The following is a 17,076-nucleotide window of genomic DNA, read 5'->3' as shown; positions in this document are numbered from 1 at the left end:
GTGCTAATACACTGATTAAACTGCGTTGGAATGCTTTAACTTGTTCAGTATGACGGCCAGATTGGCGTAGATATGCGTATCCTGAACGATCACATGCGGAGGTACAACGAGCGGTGTGGGGGCAAAGTTCCAGATGGCCCGTATGCCCCAGCCCACCATAAGGTCGGCCACCGGCTGTGCGGCCGATGCCGGGGTGGTGATGATGCCTATGCTGATATGCAACCTGCTGGCCAGGTCGCGAAACTTTTCGAGATGAAAGACCGGCACCCCGGCGATTTCGGTGCCCACCTTGCGCTTGTCAATATCAAATGCCGCAACTATTTTAAGCCCCGATTCGCGAAACCCTTCATATTGAATAAGTGCGCTTCCCAGATATCCCGCACCGACCAGAAAAGCCTCATGCGTGCGGTTGTATCCCAGAAAATCTTCCAGCGCCGCAACCAGTTCAGGCACAAGGTAACCCACACGAGGCTTACCGCTTATCCCTGTGTAGGATAAATCTTTGACTACCTGCGTCGGGTCGAGATGCAACACCTTTGCAATGGCAGGAGCAGTAACAAATTGCTCTTCGCGCCTGAGCAGCTCGCGGAGCAGGTTAAGATAAGTAGGCATCCTTCTTACCGTGGGCTCCGGAACGGCCTGAACCACCTTTTCTGTTCCCGCTGCACTATTCATATTGTTAATTTTTTCACAACAAAGGTAAAGCAATTTTCGTTTAAAAAAAGATTTTTTTCAGTATTAAAATAAAATTATAACCAGTCTAAATAACGACAGACTTCAGCTATTTGACAAGATTATAATATTAACTATTTGTTAAACAGTGTTTTACATAATTCACACCTGAAGCAAACAATCCCATAATTAGATATTAATTTCTTTATTGAAGCAGATTTTCTTCATCCATGATGCTGTACTATGGCAACAGCGAATGATGTAGTCCTTCGGTCAGCAGACCACCTGGCAATGGTCCAAGGCCATTTTTTGCAACAGGCGGGCCGGCCCGATTGGTTTAGAGGCATATCTTTGCAATGGTATGTCCGAAATTCTGAGAACAAATTCTTCTGTTTTGAGCTGGCGGCTGGCACTCCTGATCATGCTGCTGATTGTGTGCGGTATCAGAACCTATGCCACCCATCAGCGGGCAGCCGAGATAACTTACAAGCACATCGGCGGGCTCACCTACGAGTTCACCATCACCATGTACACCTACACCCCAAGTCCGGCCGACGATGTGAGGACGACCTTACCGATAAAATGGGGCGACAACACACAAAGCGATATCCCAAGAGTTGTATTTCAGGCACTTCCGAACAACTACACACTCAATGTGTACCGCATGACGCACACCTTCCCTGCATCGGGCACTTACACAATTTCGGTGGAAGACCCAAACCGCAACTTTGGTGTGGTGAACATCCCAAACTCGGTGAATGTGCCCATGTATGTCGAAACCACCCTGGTAATCAACCCATTTCTTGGAGTCAACAACTCTGTGCAATTGCTCAATCCACCGGTGGACCAGGGATGCGTGAACAGGTTGTTCGTACACAACCCCTCGGCCTTCGATCCGGATGGCGACAGCCTGGCATTCAAACTCACCAGCTGCCGTGGTGCTAACGGACAGGTTATTCCCGGTTACACCCTTCCCATGGCCAGCACCAGTTTCGAAATGAATCCGCTTACAGGCGACCTGATCTGGCAGAATCCCATGCTGCAAGGCGAATACAATGTGGCTTTCACCATCGAAGAATGGCGAAATGGAGTGTTGGTGGGTACCGTGACCAGAGACATGCAGATATTGATCGGCGCCTGTAACAACAACCCACCTGTGATAAACGCCCCTGCAGAAACCTGTGTGCTTGCCGGCAATTTCATCTCGTTTTCGGTCAGTGCCACCGATCCCGATAACAATGCCGTGGTGCTTTCGGCCTCCGGCGGACCTTTTGTGCAGCCGCAGAATCCGGCTGTGATCAATCCTGATCCTGCTTCGGGCACCCCGACTGCCACCACCACATTTCAATGGTCAACCACATGCAGCCACATCCGGCGCAATGCCTACGACGTGCTGTTCAAAGCCCGGGACATTCATCCCGAAATCAGCCTCACCTCTTTTGCCTCCAGCAGGGTGCTGGTCATGGCACCGGCGGTGCAAAACCTTCAGGCCACGGCCCTTGGCAATGGTATTAACCTGCAGTGGAACCCATACACCTGCAACAATGCCGTGGGATACAAGGTTTACCGCAGCCTGGGACAACAGGCCTGGACCCCTTTACAATGCGAAACCGGAGTACCAGCAGGTTCCGGCTACCAACTCATAGCTACCATCAACCAGGCTGACGCATTGGCTTACCGGGACGATGCCAATGGCCAGGGACTCGCTCCGGGCAACGATTACTGCTATTTGGTAACGGCCATCTTTGCCGATGGGGCCGAAAGCAAAGCCAGCAACCCCTCATGCGCCCGACTCAGACGCGACCTGCCGGTAATTACCAACGTAACCAACGACAGCCTCAACCTGAACTCCGGCCGGGTTTGGGTGGTATGGAGCAAGCCCACTGAACTCGACACCCAGCAGTTCCCAGGCCCTTACGAATACCAATTATTCAGGTTGAGCGGCCTTACCGGGCAGAATCCCGAACTTGTGCACACCGCTCAGGGCCTCAACGACACCATATTTTACGACCAAAATGCCAATCTGAACAACCAAACCAATGGCCTGAGCTACCAGATCATGTTCAGAAGCCTCACCGCAGGCGATATCGGCCTGTCGCGCAGGGCATCCTCAGTGCTGCTCAAAGCCAATCCATCCGACCGGGCGGTCGTCCTGAGCTGGCAAACCAATGTGCCATGGAATAACAGCCGAACTGAAATTTTTGGTAAACCTGCAAACAGCGAAACATTCACGCTTCTTGGCAGTACAGGCGGAAACACCTGGCGACACGAAAACCTTGCCAATGGAGACTCCTATCATTATTATGTGCGAACCGTCGGCGCATTTTCGAGCCCGGGCTTTATTGCACCTATTGTTAACCATTCCAACGTGGTGAGCGCCGTCCCGGTGGACAACACCCCTCCATGCCCGCCGGTATTGTCGGTGACACCGGATTGCGAACGCATCGAAAACCTGCTCAGCTGGAGCCGTTTGCCCGACAGCTGTGGCTACGACCTGAAACGTATCCGGGTTTATTTCGCAACAAAACCTGATGGCGCATTCACCCTTATCGACAGCCTTGGACCGAATACCTTATCCTATCTTCATCAGAAAGAGCGCTTTGTGGTCGGCTGTTATTACCTGACAGCGGTCGATTCCACAGGCAATGTGTCAGAAGCCTCGAACAAAGTATGCATCGATTACGATGCCTGTCCGCTATTTGAGATTCCCAACTTCTTCAGCCCCAATGGCGATGGCTTCAACGACGAGCTGATTCCGATGGGTTTCCCGGCAAACAATCCAAACGCAAATATCAACCGCATTGACCTGACTATATTCAACCGTTGGGGAAATGTGGTTTTCAAAACAGACAAGCCCGAGATTCGCTGGAACGGAAAGGTGATGGGCAGTGGAACGGATGTGGCCGACGGAACCTACTTTTATGTGTGTGATGTATTTTTCGAGGGTCTTGAAGGTGAAGTGAAGCTTCGCCTGCAGGGGAGCATCACCGTTATGCGTTGAGCCCCGCCCTGACTGCAAACAGAAAAAATCTTACTTTCGTATCACCGAAGCTGATGGGTCATGCACGAACTTTCTATCGCCCTGAATATTATGGAAATTGTTGATGCAGAGGCCCGGGCTGCCGGAGCAGATGAAGTGAGCAAAATAGAACTTGAGATAGGCTCATGGTCAGGCGTGGAGCCCGATGCCATAGAGATGGCAATGGCAGAAGCCATCAGGGAGACCATCGCCTCGAAAGCCAAAGTAGTGTTTCACTGGAGAAAAGCTATGGCGGCCTGCGAAGACTGCTGCAACGAATTTGAACCTGAAGACATTTTTAAAATCTGCCCCTACTGCAACAGCCTGAACACCCACCTGCTTACAGGTAAAGAGTTGAATATCAAATCTATCGAAGTAGTAAAAGATTAAAAACAACTGATATGTGCGGAACTTGCGGCTGTGGCGAAGACGACCACATTACCTACCGGAAAATCGAACATCCTGATGATGCCCATATGCATTATCACACCCATGTGCACAAGCACGGCGATCTTGAGCATTCGCATCCACACCATCATACACACAGCCACCATGATGGTCACGTGCTTCACGATCATGCACACGATCATGCGCACCATGACCACCCTCACGAGCACGATCATCCCCATGCACACCCCAACCCACTGACCATCAGGATCGAGCGAAACATTCTGGATAAAAATCTGCAGTATGCCGAGCGCAACAGGGGATATTTTGAAGCCTTGAAAGTGACGGCTTTCAATCTGGTCAGTTCTCCGGGCTCAGGCAAGACAACCCTGCTCGAACGCACAATAAGTGCACTCAAGGCGCAAAAACAACTCTATGTCATTGAGGGCGACCAGCAAACTTCCAACGATGCCCGCCGGATCAGCCAGGCAGGAGCGCCTGTAATCCAGATAAATACCGGAAACGGCTGCCATCTGGATGCCATCATGGTCAACAAGGCCGTCAAACAGCTCGACCTCAAGCCCGAAAGCCTGTTATTTATCGAGAATGTAGGCAACCTGGTCTGCCCTGCCCTGTTCGACCTGGGTGAAACCAAACGGGTGGTCATTATCAGTGTGACTGAAGGTGACGATAAGCCGGCCAAATATCCCAATATGTTCGAAACTTCCGGGCTCTGTATTGTCAACAAGATTGACCTGTTGCCATATGTGGATTTCGACATCGAAAGTTTCGAATCCACCCTTCGCAAAATCAACAGGAATATCGGGATCATCCGACTGAGTGCCCGCACGGGCGAAGGCTTCGATCAATGGCTTGAGTGGATTGGCCGTGAGGCTGGCAAATGATTCACTTGAAATAGTAAGTGAATTTCAGTCGCTCACCTATCCTTGTTCTGGATGGAATATCCCGGATCCGGCCGTCTTGCCAGAATAGGACAAACGAGCCGCATTCGGCAAATTCATTGCGGTCGACACACTCGCACGACAAGACCTGAGACCAGTTGAATGTATCCACCGTGGCCTCGATCTCAGCCACAATTTTTACACTAAACCCCTCTGTTTTAGTGCTTTCCTTTCTTGTCCACCGCAGGGTACCTGGCACACGGCATTTTTCCGGAATCCTTTCAGGCCAAAGATTCTGTCCGTGCTCAGCAACAACAAAAGGCAGACTCGTTGCAAGGGCACACAGTTTTGCCTCAGCATCGGAGGCAGCTGTAGTGAGCTGAAGGCAGGCCATTAGTTCAGGAAGCGGGACCGAAAGACTCGCAATGGAAGTGTGCTCGAAAAGAAAAGCTTCCCTGTCGGCAAGGGATAGCTTTTTCCCGGTGCCCATATAGGGCTGGCATTGCTCCAATTCCTTCACTGCAAGCAGATAATTGTTGCCTGCCGCATCACTCAGTATGGCCTCGTAAGCCTCATTATCCCCGCTAACCGAATGCACCATATACCCCTCAAGCCTGCGCACCGTAATGTCGAAAGTGCGGTAGGTGAGCAAAATGGTTTGAGCCGCTGCAGAAGACATGAGGATACACAGCGTGCTTGCCAACCAGAGCCTCATGGGCAAAGCTTTTAGGAAGCCCCAACGCACAATGCGTGAATTTTATTTTATCTTGAGCAACGAAGTGCGAATGCCTCTGATGAGTGAAGAGCTGAAGCCCTGATGCTCCATCTCGTTCAGCCCGACAATGGTACACCCCTGGGGAGTGGTCACCCTGTCGATCAATTGCTCGGGATGTGTTTGCTCGAACAGCGCCATTACCGCAGCCCCTTTAGCAGTTTGGGAAGCTATGCTCAAGGCAGTGTGGGCATCGAAACCAATCTCAATGCCTGCCTGCATGCTGGCGCGAATGTAACGCAAGGCAAAAGCGGTTCCGCATGCGCCGAGTACGGTGGCAGCATCCATCAACTTCTCTTCGATGGGAATGACCGTTCCTATCTCCTCGAGCAGTGCGATCGCAGGGGCAGATGCTTCGTGATGTCCGTTCACCGCAACACAGGTAGCACTTTCGCCATATTGTGCAGCAATATTTGGCATGATGCGCACGACGACAACCTCCTCTCCGACAACAGCAGTTATCTCGCTTGCCGATAAACCTGTAACTGCCGACAGGAGCAGCTTATGACGGATATGCGGAGCAATCTCATTCAGTACTTCTATTGCCTGATGAGGCTTGACAGTCAGGATGATGACATCTGTAAGAGCGATGCCATCGGTATTCGACCGGCTAAGCCGGATACCCATATCGGCCATGTGGGCGATATGCTGGATATTGCGGCGGGTAATGGTGATGTGGTGGTCCGACTCGGAGCGCAGAAAACCCTTGGCCAATGCAATACCAAGGTTACCACCGCCAATGATATGAATACGCATGAGTTGTTTTTTTGGTAAAACTACTTAAAAGCTCTTTATCAGGAATGGCTGGTCAAAAATCAAAAAACCCCGTAACACTTGTGTGTCCGGGGTTTTTGTATGGGGCGGCGACGACCTACTTTCCCACGCTTGTGGCGCAGTATCATCGGCGCTGGCAGGCTTAACTTCTCTGTTCGGAATGGGAAGAGGTGAGCCCTGCCGCTATAGTCACCATAATTTCTTTAGTGTGTGGTGTGAGTGATGAATGGTGAGCGGTGAGCGGTGAGCAGTGTTCACTTCCCGTAACCCGTAACCCGTAACCCGTTACCCATTCCATCCACATCAACACAGGACAAACAAGACACAAAACTTCGTTAAAGACTTCCTCATCACCTAAGCCTATCAAACTCATATACCATAACCACAGAAAAAGCTTTCGGAATATTAGTACTGCTCGGCTTTGATGTTACCACCTTTACACCTGCAGCCTATCTACCACGTCGTCTACATGGTTCCTCTAAGGAAGCCTCATCTTGAGGTAAGTTTCGTGCTTAGATGCTTTCAGCACTTATCTTCTCCAAACTTGGCTACCCTGCTATGCAGCTGGCGCCACAACAGGTACACCAGAGGTTTGTCCAACCCGGTCCTCTCGTACTAAGGTCAGCTCCTCTCAAGCTTCCAACGCCCACAACAGATAGGGACCGAACTGTCTCGCGACGTTCTGAACCCAGCTCACGTGCCACTTTAATCGGCGAACAGCCGAACCCTTGGGACCTTCTCCAGCCCCAGGATGTGACGAGCCGACATCGAGGTGCCAAACCACTCCGTCGATATGAGCTCTTGGGAGTGATCAGCCTGTTATCCCCGGCGTACCTTTTATCCTTTGAGCGATGGCCCTTCCATGCGGAACCACCGGATCACTATGCTCTGCTTTCGCACCTGATCGACTTGTCTGTCTCACAGTCAAGCACCCTTATGCCATTGCACTCTGCGTACGGTTACCAACCGTACTGAGGGTACCTTTAGAAGCCTCCGTTACTCTTTGGGAGGCGACCACCCCAGTCAAACTACCCACCAAACACTGTCTCCGCACTAAGCAGATTAGACATCAAATACACAAAGGGTGGTATTTCAAGGTCGACTCCATGATACCTGGCGGTACCATCTCGCAGTCTCCCACCTATCCTACACATCATGCATCCAATGTCAATGTTAAGTTGTAGTGAAGGTGCACGGGGTCTTTCCGTCCCGTTGCGGGTAAGCGGCATCTTCACCGCTACTACAATTTCACCGAGCTCATGGCTGAGACAGTGCCCAGATCGTTACACCATTCGTGCAGGTCGGAACTTACCCGACAAGGAATTTCGCTACCTTAGGACCGTTATAGTTACGGCCGCCGTTTACCGGGGCTTCAATTCAATGCTTCTCCGCCTTAGGCAGATGACATCTCCTCTTAACCTTCCGGCACCGGGCAGGTGTCAGGCCTTATACTTCATCTTTCGATTTCGCAAAGCCATGTGTTTTTGTTAAACAGTCGCCTGGGCCATTTCTCTGCGCCCGCCTTACAGCGGGACCCTTTCTCCCGAAGTTACAGGGTTATTTTGCCTAGTTCCTTAGCCATGATTCACTCGAGCACCTGTGGATACTCTCCTCGACTACCTGTGTCGGTTTACGGTACGGGTAACTGGTATCTGATGCTTAGAAGGTTTTCTCGAAAGTATGTACCCAGCGCACTATCCAGTCTCCTATTAGGATCCCGGTACTATCAGGCCTCAGCATCCGCAGCGGATTTGCCTGCCGCAGATCTACCTACCTCCCTTTAACCTGCTATTCCGTCAGCAGGCGACGCCTTAACTCCTCTGTCACTCCCTCGCAATACCAGTCAGTACTGGAATATTAACCAGTCGTCCATCAACTACCCCGCCTCTACAACGGGTCCGCCTTAGGCCCCGACTAACCCTGATCCGATTAACGTTGATCAGGAAACCTTAGTCTTCCGGTGTTGCGGTTTCCCACCGCAATTATCGTTACTTATGCCTACATTTGCTTTTCCAGACGCTCCAGCAACGCTCACGCATCACCTTCCACGCCGACTGGAATGCTCCCCCTACCACTGAAGTCCTATAACTCCAATCCATAGCTTCGGTAGTATGCTTTATGCCCGCTTATTATCCATGCCCGACCGCTCGACTAGTGAGCTGTTACGCACTCTTTAAATGAATGGCTGCTTCCAAGCCAACATCCTAGCTGTCTATGCAGTCAAACCGCGTTTTATCAACTTAGCATACATTTGGGGACCTTAGCTGATGATCCGGGTTCTTTCCCTCTCGGGCAAGGACCTTAGCACCCTTGCCCTCACTCCCATCTAACATGTCATAGCATTCGGAGTTTGTCAGGGTTTGGTAGGCGGTGAAGCCCCCTAGCCCAATCAGTAGCTCTACCTCTATGACACTCTATAATGAGGCTGCCCCTAAAGGCATTTCGGGGAGTACGAGCTATCTCTCAGTTTGATTAGCCTTTCACCCCTACCCACAGCTCATCCGAAGTCTTTTCAACGACCACCGGTTCGGTCCTCCAGTGCGTGTTACCGCACCTTCAACCTGGCCATGGGTAGATCACAAAGTTTCGCGTCTACCCCCTCTGACTTAACGCCCTGTTCAGACTCGCTTTCGCTTCGGCTCCTCCGCTCTAAGCAGATTAACCTCGCCAAAAAGGTGTAACTCGTAGGCTCATTATGCAAAAGGCACGCCGTCATACGCCATCGGCGCACTCCGACCGCTTGTAAGCGTATGGTTTCAGGTTCTATTGCACTCCGCTGCGCGCGGTTCTTTTCACCTTTCCTCACGGTACTGGTCCACTATCGGTCTCTCAGGAGTATTTAGCCTTGGCGGATGGTGCCGCCAGTTTCAGACAGGATTCCTCCAGTCCCGCCTTACTCAGGATACCCGCTAACATCATAAACCATTTCGCATACAGGACTATCACCTCCTATGGTCCGGCTTTCCAACCGTGTTCCGCTATGATTTATTAACGTACTTCGCAGGTCCTACAACCCCGAAATTGCCGTAACAATCCCGGTTTGGGCTCCTTCCCGTTCGCTCGCCACTACTTGGGAAATCACTATTGTTTTCTCCTCCTCCGCTTACTAAGATGTTTCAGTTCAGCGGGTTCGCCTCTGTAATCCTTTAGACCACAGATCTCCTGACTTCATCAGGAGGGGTTGCCCCATTCGGATATCACCGGATCATAGCTCATTTGCAGCTCCCCGATGCTTTTCGCAGCTTATCACGTCCTTCTTCGCCTCTGAGAGCCTAGGCATCCCCCATACGCCCTTAATCACTTTCTTCCGTACTAACTATCGTATCTGAGTTATCCATCAATGTACAAGCCATCCAATCAGCATCTCTGCCAACCAAACAACCCATACACCGGCTCAAGTGTGAGATTAATCTCTCACTCAGTTTTGTGTCTCTCGTTTGTCACCATGTCAAAGAACTTGCGCGATTATCAACTAACCGCTCTTGCGAAGATCAAGGGAGTCGAACCCTCCGGACCTGGTCTCACCCTCAATATGGTCGTCTGACCATCTGATGTGATACCGGCCCTGCCGCCTATCTTCTTCTAACCAATCAACAGATACACCTGCCAGATACTGTAACTCCCCCTGAAGTCCTGCCGGCAATTTCTCTCTGCCGGCCTTTCTTCTTTTTCTGACAATCCGCTACAGCTTTTCTCTCTCCCGCTGTCTTTGGCTCGGGTCTGCTCAGTAGTCCCGGGCAGACTCGAACTGCCGACCCCTACATTATCAGTGTAGTGCTCTAACCAACTGAGCTACGGGACTGTGTAGCTGAATTATCCGGCCAACAGTGGCTCATGCAGTTTTCCCCTCTATGGCATCACTCCTGCTCAAGCTTACTGTCTTAACCCTGGGGTCAGTTTCCTCTTCGCCCTGTGTTCTGTCATCTATATATCGAAGCCCAAAAAAACCAGAGAAAAATCAACGCATCTCTCTGTATCATACAATAAGTCATAATCTTACTTGCCCCGTGCTTACTAAAAGTCATCCACTTCTATCCTAACAAAAGACCGTCGTTTCCTACCTCTCCAGAAAGGAGGTATTCCAGCCACACCTTCCGGTACGGCTACCTTGTTACGACTTAGCCCCAGTCACCAAGTTTACCCTAGGCGGCTCCTTGCGGTTACCGACTTCAGGTACCCCCGGCTCCCATGGCTTGACGGGCGGTGTGTACAAGGCCCGGGAACGTATTCACCGCGCCATGGCTGATGCGCGATTACTAGCGATTCCAGCTTCACGAAGTCGGGTTGCAGACTTCGATCCGAACTGAGACCGGCTTTCGAGATTCGCTCCCTGTCACCAGGTGGCTGCCCTCTGTACCGGCCATTGTAGCACGTGTGTAGCCCTGGACGTAAGGGCCGTGCTGATTTGACGTCATCCCCACCTTCCTCTCTACTTGCGTAGGCAGTTTCATTAGAGTCCCCAGCCTAACCTGTTGGCAACTAATGATAGGGGTTGCGCTCGTTATGGGACTTAACCCGACACCTCACGGCACGAGCTGACGACAACCATGCAGCACCTCGCTCAACGCCCCGAAGGGACTTGAGATTTCTCCCAATATCATCAAGCGTTCAAGCCCAGGTAAGGTTCCTCGCGTATCATCGAATTAAACCACATGCTCCACCGCTTGTGCGGGCCCCCGTCAATTCCTTTGAGTTTCAACCTTGCGATCGTACTCCCCAGGTGGATCACTTATCACTTTCGCTTAGCCGCTGACTGTTTATCGCCAACAACGAGTGATCATCGTTTACAGCGTGGACTACCAGGGTATCTAATCCTGTTTGATCCCCACGCTTTCGTGCATGAGCGTCAGTTATAGCTTGGTGAGCTGCCTCCGCTATCGGTGTTCTGTAGCATATCTATGCATTTCACCGCTACATGCTACATTCCGCCCACCTCAACTAAACTCAAGACAAACAGTATCAAAGGCAGACCCACAGTTGAGCCGTGGAATTTCACCCCTGACTTATTCGCCCGCCTGCGCACCCTTTAAACCCAATGAATCCGGATAACGCTCGCATCCTCCGTATTACCGCGGCTGCTGGCACGGAGTTAGCCGATGCTTATTCTTCAGGTACCTGCAAACCCGTATCCCGTACAGGCTTTTATTCCCTGACAAAAGCAGTTTACAACCCATAAGGCCGTCTTCCTGCACGCGGCATGGCTGGGTCAGACTTGCGTCCATTGCCCAATATTCCTTACTGCTGCCTCCCGTAGGAGTCTGGTCCGTGTCTCAGTACCAGTGTGGGGGATCGCCCTCTCAGGTCCCCTATCCATCGTAGCCTTGGTCTGCCGTTACCACACCAACTAGCTAATGGAACGCATGCCCATCTCTAACCGCAAAAGCTTTAAACACCAACAGATGCCCATCAGTGTTACTATGGGGTATTAATCCGAATTTCTCCGGGCTATCCCCCAGTTAAAGGTAGGTTGCATACGCGTTACGCACCCGTGCGCCACTCTAGGCAGGTATCGCTACCCGCTTACCGTTCGACTTGCATGTATTAAGCCTGCCGCTAGCGTTCATCCTGAGCCAGGATCAAACTCTCCATAGTATTTGTTCCTTTATAAAATTAATACCTTCGAAGTAGTTACTCCCGGCCTCTCGCTATCCTATTATATCCGTGAATTGACTCTCTTGCGCCCGAAAGCTTGGTAAAACCCGTGACCATCGCATGACCACAAAGAAATACCTGACTTCCTCTGGCTTTTTGGCTCCAATAGTTCAAAGAACTCGTTTGCTCCCGCCTGCCTCCCTCTTCCAAACTCTCTGCCTGCAAAACGGGAGTGCAAAAGTAGAAACTTTATCCAAAATACAAAACACTTTTAGAGAAAAAATTTTAAGTTTTTTATTACTCATTGATTATCTGATTCTTATACGAACATCTTTTTTTCAATCCTTTGGTCAAAACCAGAGAAAAACACCTGTTTTCTCCTTATCAGGCATACTTAAAAGCCTGAAAGTAGTGGAGCATCCTGTCGATTCAGTGATTGCAAACAATAAAAAAAGCTGCTGGCACTCGTCCAGCAGCTTTTTTCAAAATGCTTATTCCTGATTAGCGGTAGTATTTAAAGCTTCTTCCGGGATAGTAAGCGGCATTGCCGAGGAGCTCCTCGATACGAAGCAGCTGATTGTACTTGGCAATACGGTCGGTACGGCTGGCCGATCCGGTCTTGATCAGGCCGGTATTCAGCGCCACAGCCAGGTCGGCAATGGTGGTATCTTCGGTTTCACCCGAACGGTGGCTCATGATGGCAGTGTAGCCGTTGCGATAGGCCAGCTGAACACATTTGATGGTTTCGGTGAGCGAACCGATCTGGTTAACTTTGATCAGGATGGAGTTGCAGATACCCTCGTTAATCCCCTTCTGCAGGCGCTCTACGTTGGTCACGAATAAGTCGTCGCCCACCAGCTGAATTTTGTTGCCAAGCTTCTCGGTCATCAGCTTCCAACCGGCCCAGTCGTCTTCGGCCATACCATCTTCAATCGAAAGGATAGGATATTTGTTGACCCATTCTGCCCAATAATCGACCATCTGTGCGGGCGTAAGTTTTTCGCCGCTCGATTTGTGGAGATGATATACATTTTCTTCTGGCAGATAGTATTCTGATGATGCGGGGTCGAGCGCCAGTGCCACATCTTCGCCGGGCTTGTAGCCAGCTTTTTCAATGGCTTGCAGGATGACCTGAATAGCTTCTTCATTCGATTTGAGGTTGGGAGCGAAACCGCCTTCGTCGCCCACATTGGTGGCATAGCCCATTTTTTTGAGCACAGACTTCAGGCTGTGAAACACTTCGGCGCCCATACGGATGGCCTGGGCAAACGATTCGGCACCTACCGGCATGATCATAAATTCCTGGAAGTCGATGCTGTTGTCGGCATGCGAACCACCATTGATGATATTCATCATCGGGATGGGCAGTGTGTATGCGCCTACACCACCAAGGTAGCGGAACAGTGGCTGATTGGTTTCCTGAGCAGCGGCATGTGCAACAGCCAGCGATACACCAAGAATGGCGTTGGCTCCGAGCTTGCTCTTGTTGGGTGTGCCATCCAGTTCGATGAGTTTGGCATCAATCTCAGCCTGGTCGCCCACGTGGTATCCGATCATTTCGTCGGCAATAATCTCATTTACATTCTTCACTGCCTGAAGAACGCTTTTGCCCAGATACATGCTCTTGTCGTTGTCGCGAAGTTCAACAGCTTCGTGAACGCCTGTTGAAGCTCCGGAAGGAACTGCAGCGCGACCCATGATGCCGTTTTCGGTCATCACATCTACCTCAATGGTAGGATTGCCCCTCGAGTCGAGGATCTGACGGGCATGAACATCAGTAATATAGCTCATGATTTATGTTTTTTAAAAGCTTGCACAAAGTTACTGTTAATCATTAAACAAAAAGACCGGAGGCATCTGCTTCCGGTCTTTTATTTCTGCAAACGGTTGAGGAAAAGGGATTCAAATCACTTCCTCTTCCGAGGGTTTGTTTAGGCCTCTGTGCTTTGTGCATTATCGGCCGGGGCAGCCTCGGAAGCTGCAGGAGCTTCTGCTGTTGCTTTAGCCGATTTCTTACCACCACGCCTTGTCGAACGTGCTTTCCTGGCGGTTTTTTCTTTGAGCAGATTCTCATTGAAATCTACGAGTTCCATCAGAGCCAGCTCAGCGCCATCGCCCAGACGGTGTCCGAGCTTGATGATGCGTGTGTAGCCACCCGGACGGTCGGCAACTTTTGGAGCCACTACCCTGAAGAGCTCGGTTACAGCAAATTTGTTCTGCAATTCAGCAAAAACCATGCGGCGCGAATGGGTAGTATCGTCTTTAGAGCGTGTGATCATGGGCTCAATATACGGACGGAGCGCTTTGGCTTTAGCTACGGTGGTGGTAATCCGCTTGTGAAGGATGAGCGAAGCCGCCATATTCGCCAGCATCGCACTGCGATGTGCGCTGTTCCTTCCGAGGTGATTGATTTTTTTGTTGTGTCTCATATCTGTCTGCTATTCCTTATCAAGTTTATACTTACTCACATTCATGCCGAACTCCAGGCCTTTGCTGCGTACGAGCTCTTCAAGTTCGGTAAGTGATTTTCTTCCAAAGTTCCTGAATTTCAGCAGGTCGTTCTTGTTGAAAGCTACCAGGTCGCCAAGCGTTTCCACATCAGCAGCTTTGAGGCAGTTGAGTGCGCGTACCGAGAGGTCCATATCGACAAGCTTGGTTTTAAGCAGCTGACGGATATGCAGCGAACCTTCGTCGAATTCTTCGGTAACTCCCTTTTCTTCGTGGTCCACTGTGATGCGCTCGTCGGAAAAGAGCATAAAGTGCTGAATGAGAATCTTGGCAGCTTCCTTCAATGCATCCTTAGGATAGATCGACCCATCAGTGATCACCTCGAGCATCAGTTTTTCGTAGTCGGTCTTCTGCTCCACACGGTAGTTTTCAATGTGATATTTCACATTTTTGATAGGGGTGTGGATGGAGTCGATGGCAATGGTGCCTACCGGAGCGTTCACCACTTTGTTTTCCTCTGCAGGAACATATCCTCTTCCCTTGTTGATGGTGATTTCCATGCTCAGTTTCACGTCCGGATTCATGTTGCAGATAACCAGGTCGTGATTGAGCACCTGAAAAACGGAAAGGAATTTATTGATATCGCCGGCTTTGAACTGCTCCTGGTCGCCGATTACGATGTTCACTTTTTCGGTGGTTTCGGAGGCAATCTGCTGTTTGAACCTTATTTTTTTCAGGTTGAGCACGATATCGGCCACATCTTCAACCACACCGTCGATGGATGCAAATTCATGCAACACACCATCAATGCGCACGGAGGTGATGGCAAAGCCCTCCAGTGAGGAGAGCAGAATACGCCTTAAGGCATTGCCGATGGTTATTCCGAAACCTGGTTCAAGCGGCCTGAACTCGAACACACCACGGGTGTTGTCCGATTCGACCATGATCACCTTCTCAGGTTTTTGAAAAGCTAAAACAGCCATATTGTTTTCTTAAAGGTTATAAATTTAAGATACCAGGTTGGGTATGTGATTACTTGGAGTACAACTCAACGATGAGCTGTTCCTTGATGTTTTCCGGAATGTCGGCACGCGAAGGATAGTTGATGAACTTACCTTCCATTTTTGCGCTGTCCCAATCCAGCCAGGGGAACCTGTTCACGTGACCTTCAACGGAGTTGACGATAACTTCAAGTGCCTTGGAGCGCTCGCGCACACCAATCACATCGCCGGGGCGAAGCAGGTAGGAAGGAATGTTTACTACCTCACCATTGACAGTGATGTGCTTGTGGCTAACCAGTTGGCGGGCTGCACTGCGTGTAGGGGCAATACCCAGACGGAAAACAGTGTTGTCGAGCCTGGATTCGATGAGCTGGAGCAGCACCTCACCGGTGATACCTTTGCGGCGCGAAGCTTTTTCGAACAGGATGCGGAACTGACGCTCGAGAATACCGTAGGTGTATTTGGCTTTTTGTTTTTCCTGAAGCTGTACCCCGTATTCCGAGAGTTTCTTGCGACGCTTCGAGCTGCCATGTTGTCCGGGAGGATAGTTGCGTTTGTCGAAAGAACGGTCCTGGCCGTAGATGGCTTCACCAAACTTGCGTGCTATTTTTGTTTTTGGGCCAATATATCTTGCCATAGTGCTTATTGTTTTGCTTTATACGGGTTCCTGTTATACTCTTCTTCTTTTAGGCGGACGGCATCCGTTGTGCGGCAGTGGCGTAACGTCAACGATTTCAGTGACTTCGATGCCAGACGAGTGGATGGTACGGATGGCTGATTCGCGTCCAGCTCCAGGTCCCTTCACGAATACTTTCACCTTGCGCAATCCAAGGTCGTAAGCTGTTTTGGCAGCCTCTTCGGCGGCCATCTGAGCGGCGTAAGGGGTATTTTTCTTGGATCCCCTGAAGCCCATTTTCCCGGCCGAAGCCCAGGAAATCACCTGACCACTGTTGTTGGTCAGCGAGATGATAATGTTGTTGAAGGAGGCACTGATGTATGCCCTGCCGGTAGGCTCCACCTTCACAACGCGTTTTTTAACTGTTTTTGTGGTTTTTGCCATGATTTGTTAATAGTTAACGGTCAGATATGATCCGAAAGCTGTGGCCTACTTGGTAGCTTTCTTCTTGTTTGCAACGGTTTTCTTCTTTCCTTTGCGGGTGCGGGCATTGTTTTTGGTGGTCTGTCCGCGAACCGGAAGTCCCAGACGGTGACGGATTCCCCTGTAGGAACCGATATCCATCAGGCGTTTGATGCTCATCTGCACTTCGCTGCGAAGCTCACCTTCCACCTTGAAGTTGGCTCCGATGATCGTACGGATGTTGTTTTGCTCCTCGTCGTTCCAGTCCTGGACTTTTTTGTTGATGTCCACTCCGGCCTCGTTGAGGATCTTGCGTGCCGAGCTCCGGCCTATACCATAAATATAGGTGAGTGCAATCTCGCCACGTTTGTTGTTGGGAATATCTACGCCAGCAATCCTTGCCATATAAGTAATAGTTTAATGTTTCTGTT

The 17,076-nt window shown here is 50.5% G+C and carries 13 protein-coding genes, 1 tRNA gene and 3 rRNA genes; 4 read left to right on the top strand and 13 right to left on the bottom strand.

Annotated elements, in window-relative coordinates; all coding sequences use genetic code 11:
• Positions 1 to 15: 15 nt before the first annotated feature.
• Positions 16 to 675 (bottom strand): redox-sensing transcriptional repressor Rex, encoded by a 660-nt coding sequence (locus IPM52_14210; GenBank protein ID MBK9292758.1) that lies wholly within the window; start codon positions 673 to 675, stop codon positions 16 to 18.
• 391 nt (positions 676 to 1,066) lie between these two features.
• Here IPM52_14210 and IPM52_14205 point away from each other — a divergent pair, with 391 nt between their 5' ends.
• From IPM52_14205 to hypB, 3 genes are read left to right on the top strand one after another with little or no spacing between them, the layout of a single operon-like run.
• The gene (locus tag IPM52_14205; protein MBK9292757.1) at positions 1,067 to 3,673 is read left to right on the top strand and encodes a gliding motility-associated C-terminal domain-containing protein; all 2,607 of its coding nucleotides are present in this window, start codon (positions 1,067 to 1,069) and stop codon (positions 3,671 to 3,673) included.
• Positions 3,674 to 3,733: 60 nt separating this feature from the next.
• Positions 3,734 to 4,081, top strand: coding sequence for a hydrogenase maturation nickel metallochaperone HypA (hypA, locus tag IPM52_14200; protein ID MBK9292756.1), 348 nt, complete (start codon positions 3,734 to 3,736; stop codon positions 4,079 to 4,081).
• An 11-nt stretch (positions 4,082 to 4,092) separates the two neighbouring features.
• Positions 4,093 to 4,983 carry a hydrogenase nickel incorporation protein HypB gene (gene hypB, locus IPM52_14195; protein MBK9292755.1) on the top strand — a complete coding sequence of 297 codons (891 nt, stop codon included), beginning with the start codon at positions 4,093 to 4,095 and terminating at the stop codon, positions 4,981 to 4,983.
• Between the two features lies 1 nt (position 4,984).
• Here hypB and IPM52_14190 read toward each other — a convergent pair whose 3' ends face one another.
• The 6 genes from IPM52_14190 to IPM52_14165 form a co-directional block, all read right to left on the bottom strand.
• Positions 4,985 to 5,695, bottom strand: coding sequence for a hypothetical protein (locus IPM52_14190; protein ID MBK9292754.1), 711 nt, complete (start codon positions 5,693 to 5,695; stop codon positions 4,985 to 4,987).
• 42 nt (positions 5,696 to 5,737) lie between these two features.
• Positions 5,738 to 6,508 carry a pyrroline-5-carboxylate reductase gene (proC, locus tag IPM52_14185; protein MBK9292753.1) on the bottom strand — a complete coding sequence of 257 codons (771 nt, stop codon included), beginning with the start codon at positions 6,506 to 6,508 and terminating at the stop codon, positions 5,738 to 5,740.
• Positions 6,509 to 6,610: 102 nt separating this feature from the next.
• Positions 6,611 to 6,723, bottom strand: a 5S ribosomal RNA gene (gene rrf / locus IPM52_14180).
• A gap of 188 nt (positions 6,724 to 6,911) precedes the next feature.
• Positions 6,912 to 9,833, bottom strand: a 23S ribosomal RNA gene (locus IPM52_14175).
• 421 nt (positions 9,834 to 10,254) lie between these two features.
• A tRNA-Ile gene (locus IPM52_14170) sits at positions 10,255 to 10,328 on the bottom strand.
• A 267-nt stretch (positions 10,329 to 10,595) separates the two neighbouring features.
• A 16S ribosomal RNA gene (locus IPM52_14165) occupies positions 10,596 to 12,118 on the bottom strand.
• Together the 16S, 23S and 5S rRNA genes with 1 tRNA gene alongside form the textbook arrangement of a ribosomal RNA operon.
• Positions 12,119 to 12,238: 120 nt before the next feature.
• Between IPM52_14165 and IPM52_14160 the strand changes: the two genes are divergently transcribed.
• Entirely contained in the window at positions 12,239 to 12,619 is a 381-nt protein-coding gene (locus tag IPM52_14160) for a hypothetical protein (protein ID MBK9292752.1), read from the top strand.
• Here the strand turns inward: IPM52_14160 and eno are convergent, their stop codons facing one another.
• From eno to rpsM, 6 genes are all read right to left on the bottom strand, one after another.
• Positions 12,620 to 13,909: a phosphopyruvate hydratase gene (eno, locus tag IPM52_14155; protein ID MBK9292751.1), complete on the bottom strand. Its 1,290-nt coding sequence runs from the start codon at positions 13,907 to 13,909 to the stop codon at positions 12,620 to 12,622. It lies immediately after the preceding gene.
• Positions 13,910 to 14,049: 140 nt separating this feature from the next.
• Positions 14,050 to 14,547, bottom strand: coding sequence for a 50S ribosomal protein L17 (gene rplQ / locus IPM52_14150; GenBank protein MBK9292750.1), 498 nt, complete (start codon positions 14,545 to 14,547; stop codon positions 14,050 to 14,052).
• Positions 14,548 to 14,556: 9 nt separating this feature from the next.
• On the bottom strand, positions 14,557 to 15,549 hold the full coding sequence (locus IPM52_14145; protein ID MBK9292749.1) for a DNA-directed RNA polymerase subunit alpha: 993 nt from the start codon (positions 15,547 to 15,549) through the stop codon (positions 14,557 to 14,559).
• Between the two features lie 49 nt (positions 15,550 to 15,598).
• Positions 15,599 to 16,204, bottom strand: a complete 606-nt coding sequence (gene rpsD, locus IPM52_14140; protein ID MBK9292748.1) for a 30S ribosomal protein S4 — start codon at positions 16,202 to 16,204, stop codon at positions 15,599 to 15,601.
• A 33-nt stretch (positions 16,205 to 16,237) separates the two neighbouring features.
• The gene (gene rpsK, locus IPM52_14135; protein MBK9292747.1) at positions 16,238 to 16,627 is read right to left on the bottom strand and encodes a 30S ribosomal protein S11; all 390 of its coding nucleotides are present in this window, start codon (positions 16,625 to 16,627) and stop codon (positions 16,238 to 16,240) included.
• Positions 16,628 to 16,672: 45 nt separating this feature from the next.
• Complete coding sequence (rpsM, locus tag IPM52_14130) at positions 16,673 to 17,050, bottom strand: 30S ribosomal protein S13 (GenBank protein MBK9292746.1); 378 nt, start codon at positions 17,048 to 17,050, stop codon at positions 16,673 to 16,675.
• Positions 17,051 to 17,076: the final 26 nt, after the last annotated feature.

The sequence above is a fragment of the Bacteroidota bacterium genome, from assembly GCA_016715945.1.
Taxonomy (GTDB): Bacteria; Bacteroidota; Bacteroidia; order Bacteroidales; family F082; genus JALNZU01.
This window is presented reverse-complemented; position numbering and strand designations above follow the sequence as displayed.

Excerpts from the sequence above, each read along its gene's own strand:
- IPM52_14210 (MBK9292758.1), bottom strand. The coding sequence starts at position 675 with ATGAATAGTGCAGCGGGAACAGAAAAGGTGGTTCAGGCCGTTCCGGAG.
- hypA (MBK9292756.1), top strand. The coding sequence starts at position 3,734 with ATGCACGAACTTTCTATCGCCCTGAATATTATGGAAATTGTTGATGCA.
- hypB (MBK9292755.1), top strand. The coding sequence starts at position 4,093 with ATGTGCGGAACTTGCGGCTGTGGCGAAGACGACCACATTACCTACCGG.
- IPM52_14190 (MBK9292754.1), bottom strand. The coding sequence starts at position 5,695 with ATGAGGCTCTGGTTGGCAAGCACGCTGTGTATCCTCATGTCTTCTGCA.
- proC (MBK9292753.1), bottom strand. The coding sequence starts at position 6,508 with ATGCGTATTCATATCATTGGCGGTGGTAACCTTGGTATTGCATTGGCC.
- IPM52_14160 (MBK9292752.1), top strand. The coding sequence starts at position 12,239 with ATGACCACAAAGAAATACCTGACTTCCTCTGGCTTTTTGGCTCCAATA.
- eno (MBK9292751.1), bottom strand. The coding sequence starts at position 13,909 with ATGAGCTATATTACTGATGTTCATGCCCGTCAGATCCTCGACTCGAGG.
- rplQ (MBK9292750.1), bottom strand. The coding sequence starts at position 14,547 with ATGAGACACAACAAAAAAATCAATCACCTCGGAAGGAACAGCGCACAT.
- IPM52_14145 (MBK9292749.1), bottom strand. The coding sequence starts at position 15,549 with ATGGCTGTTTTAGCTTTTCAAAAACCTGAGAAGGTGATCATGGTCGAA.
- rpsD (MBK9292748.1), bottom strand. The coding sequence starts at position 16,204 with ATGGCAAGATATATTGGCCCAAAAACAAAAATAGCACGCAAGTTTGGT.
- rpsK (MBK9292747.1), bottom strand. The coding sequence starts at position 16,627 with ATGGCAAAAACCACAAAAACAGTTAAAAAACGCGTTGTGAAGGTGGAG.
- rpsM (MBK9292746.1), bottom strand. The coding sequence starts at position 17,050 with ATGGCAAGGATTGCTGGCGTAGATATTCCCAACAACAAACGTGGCGAG.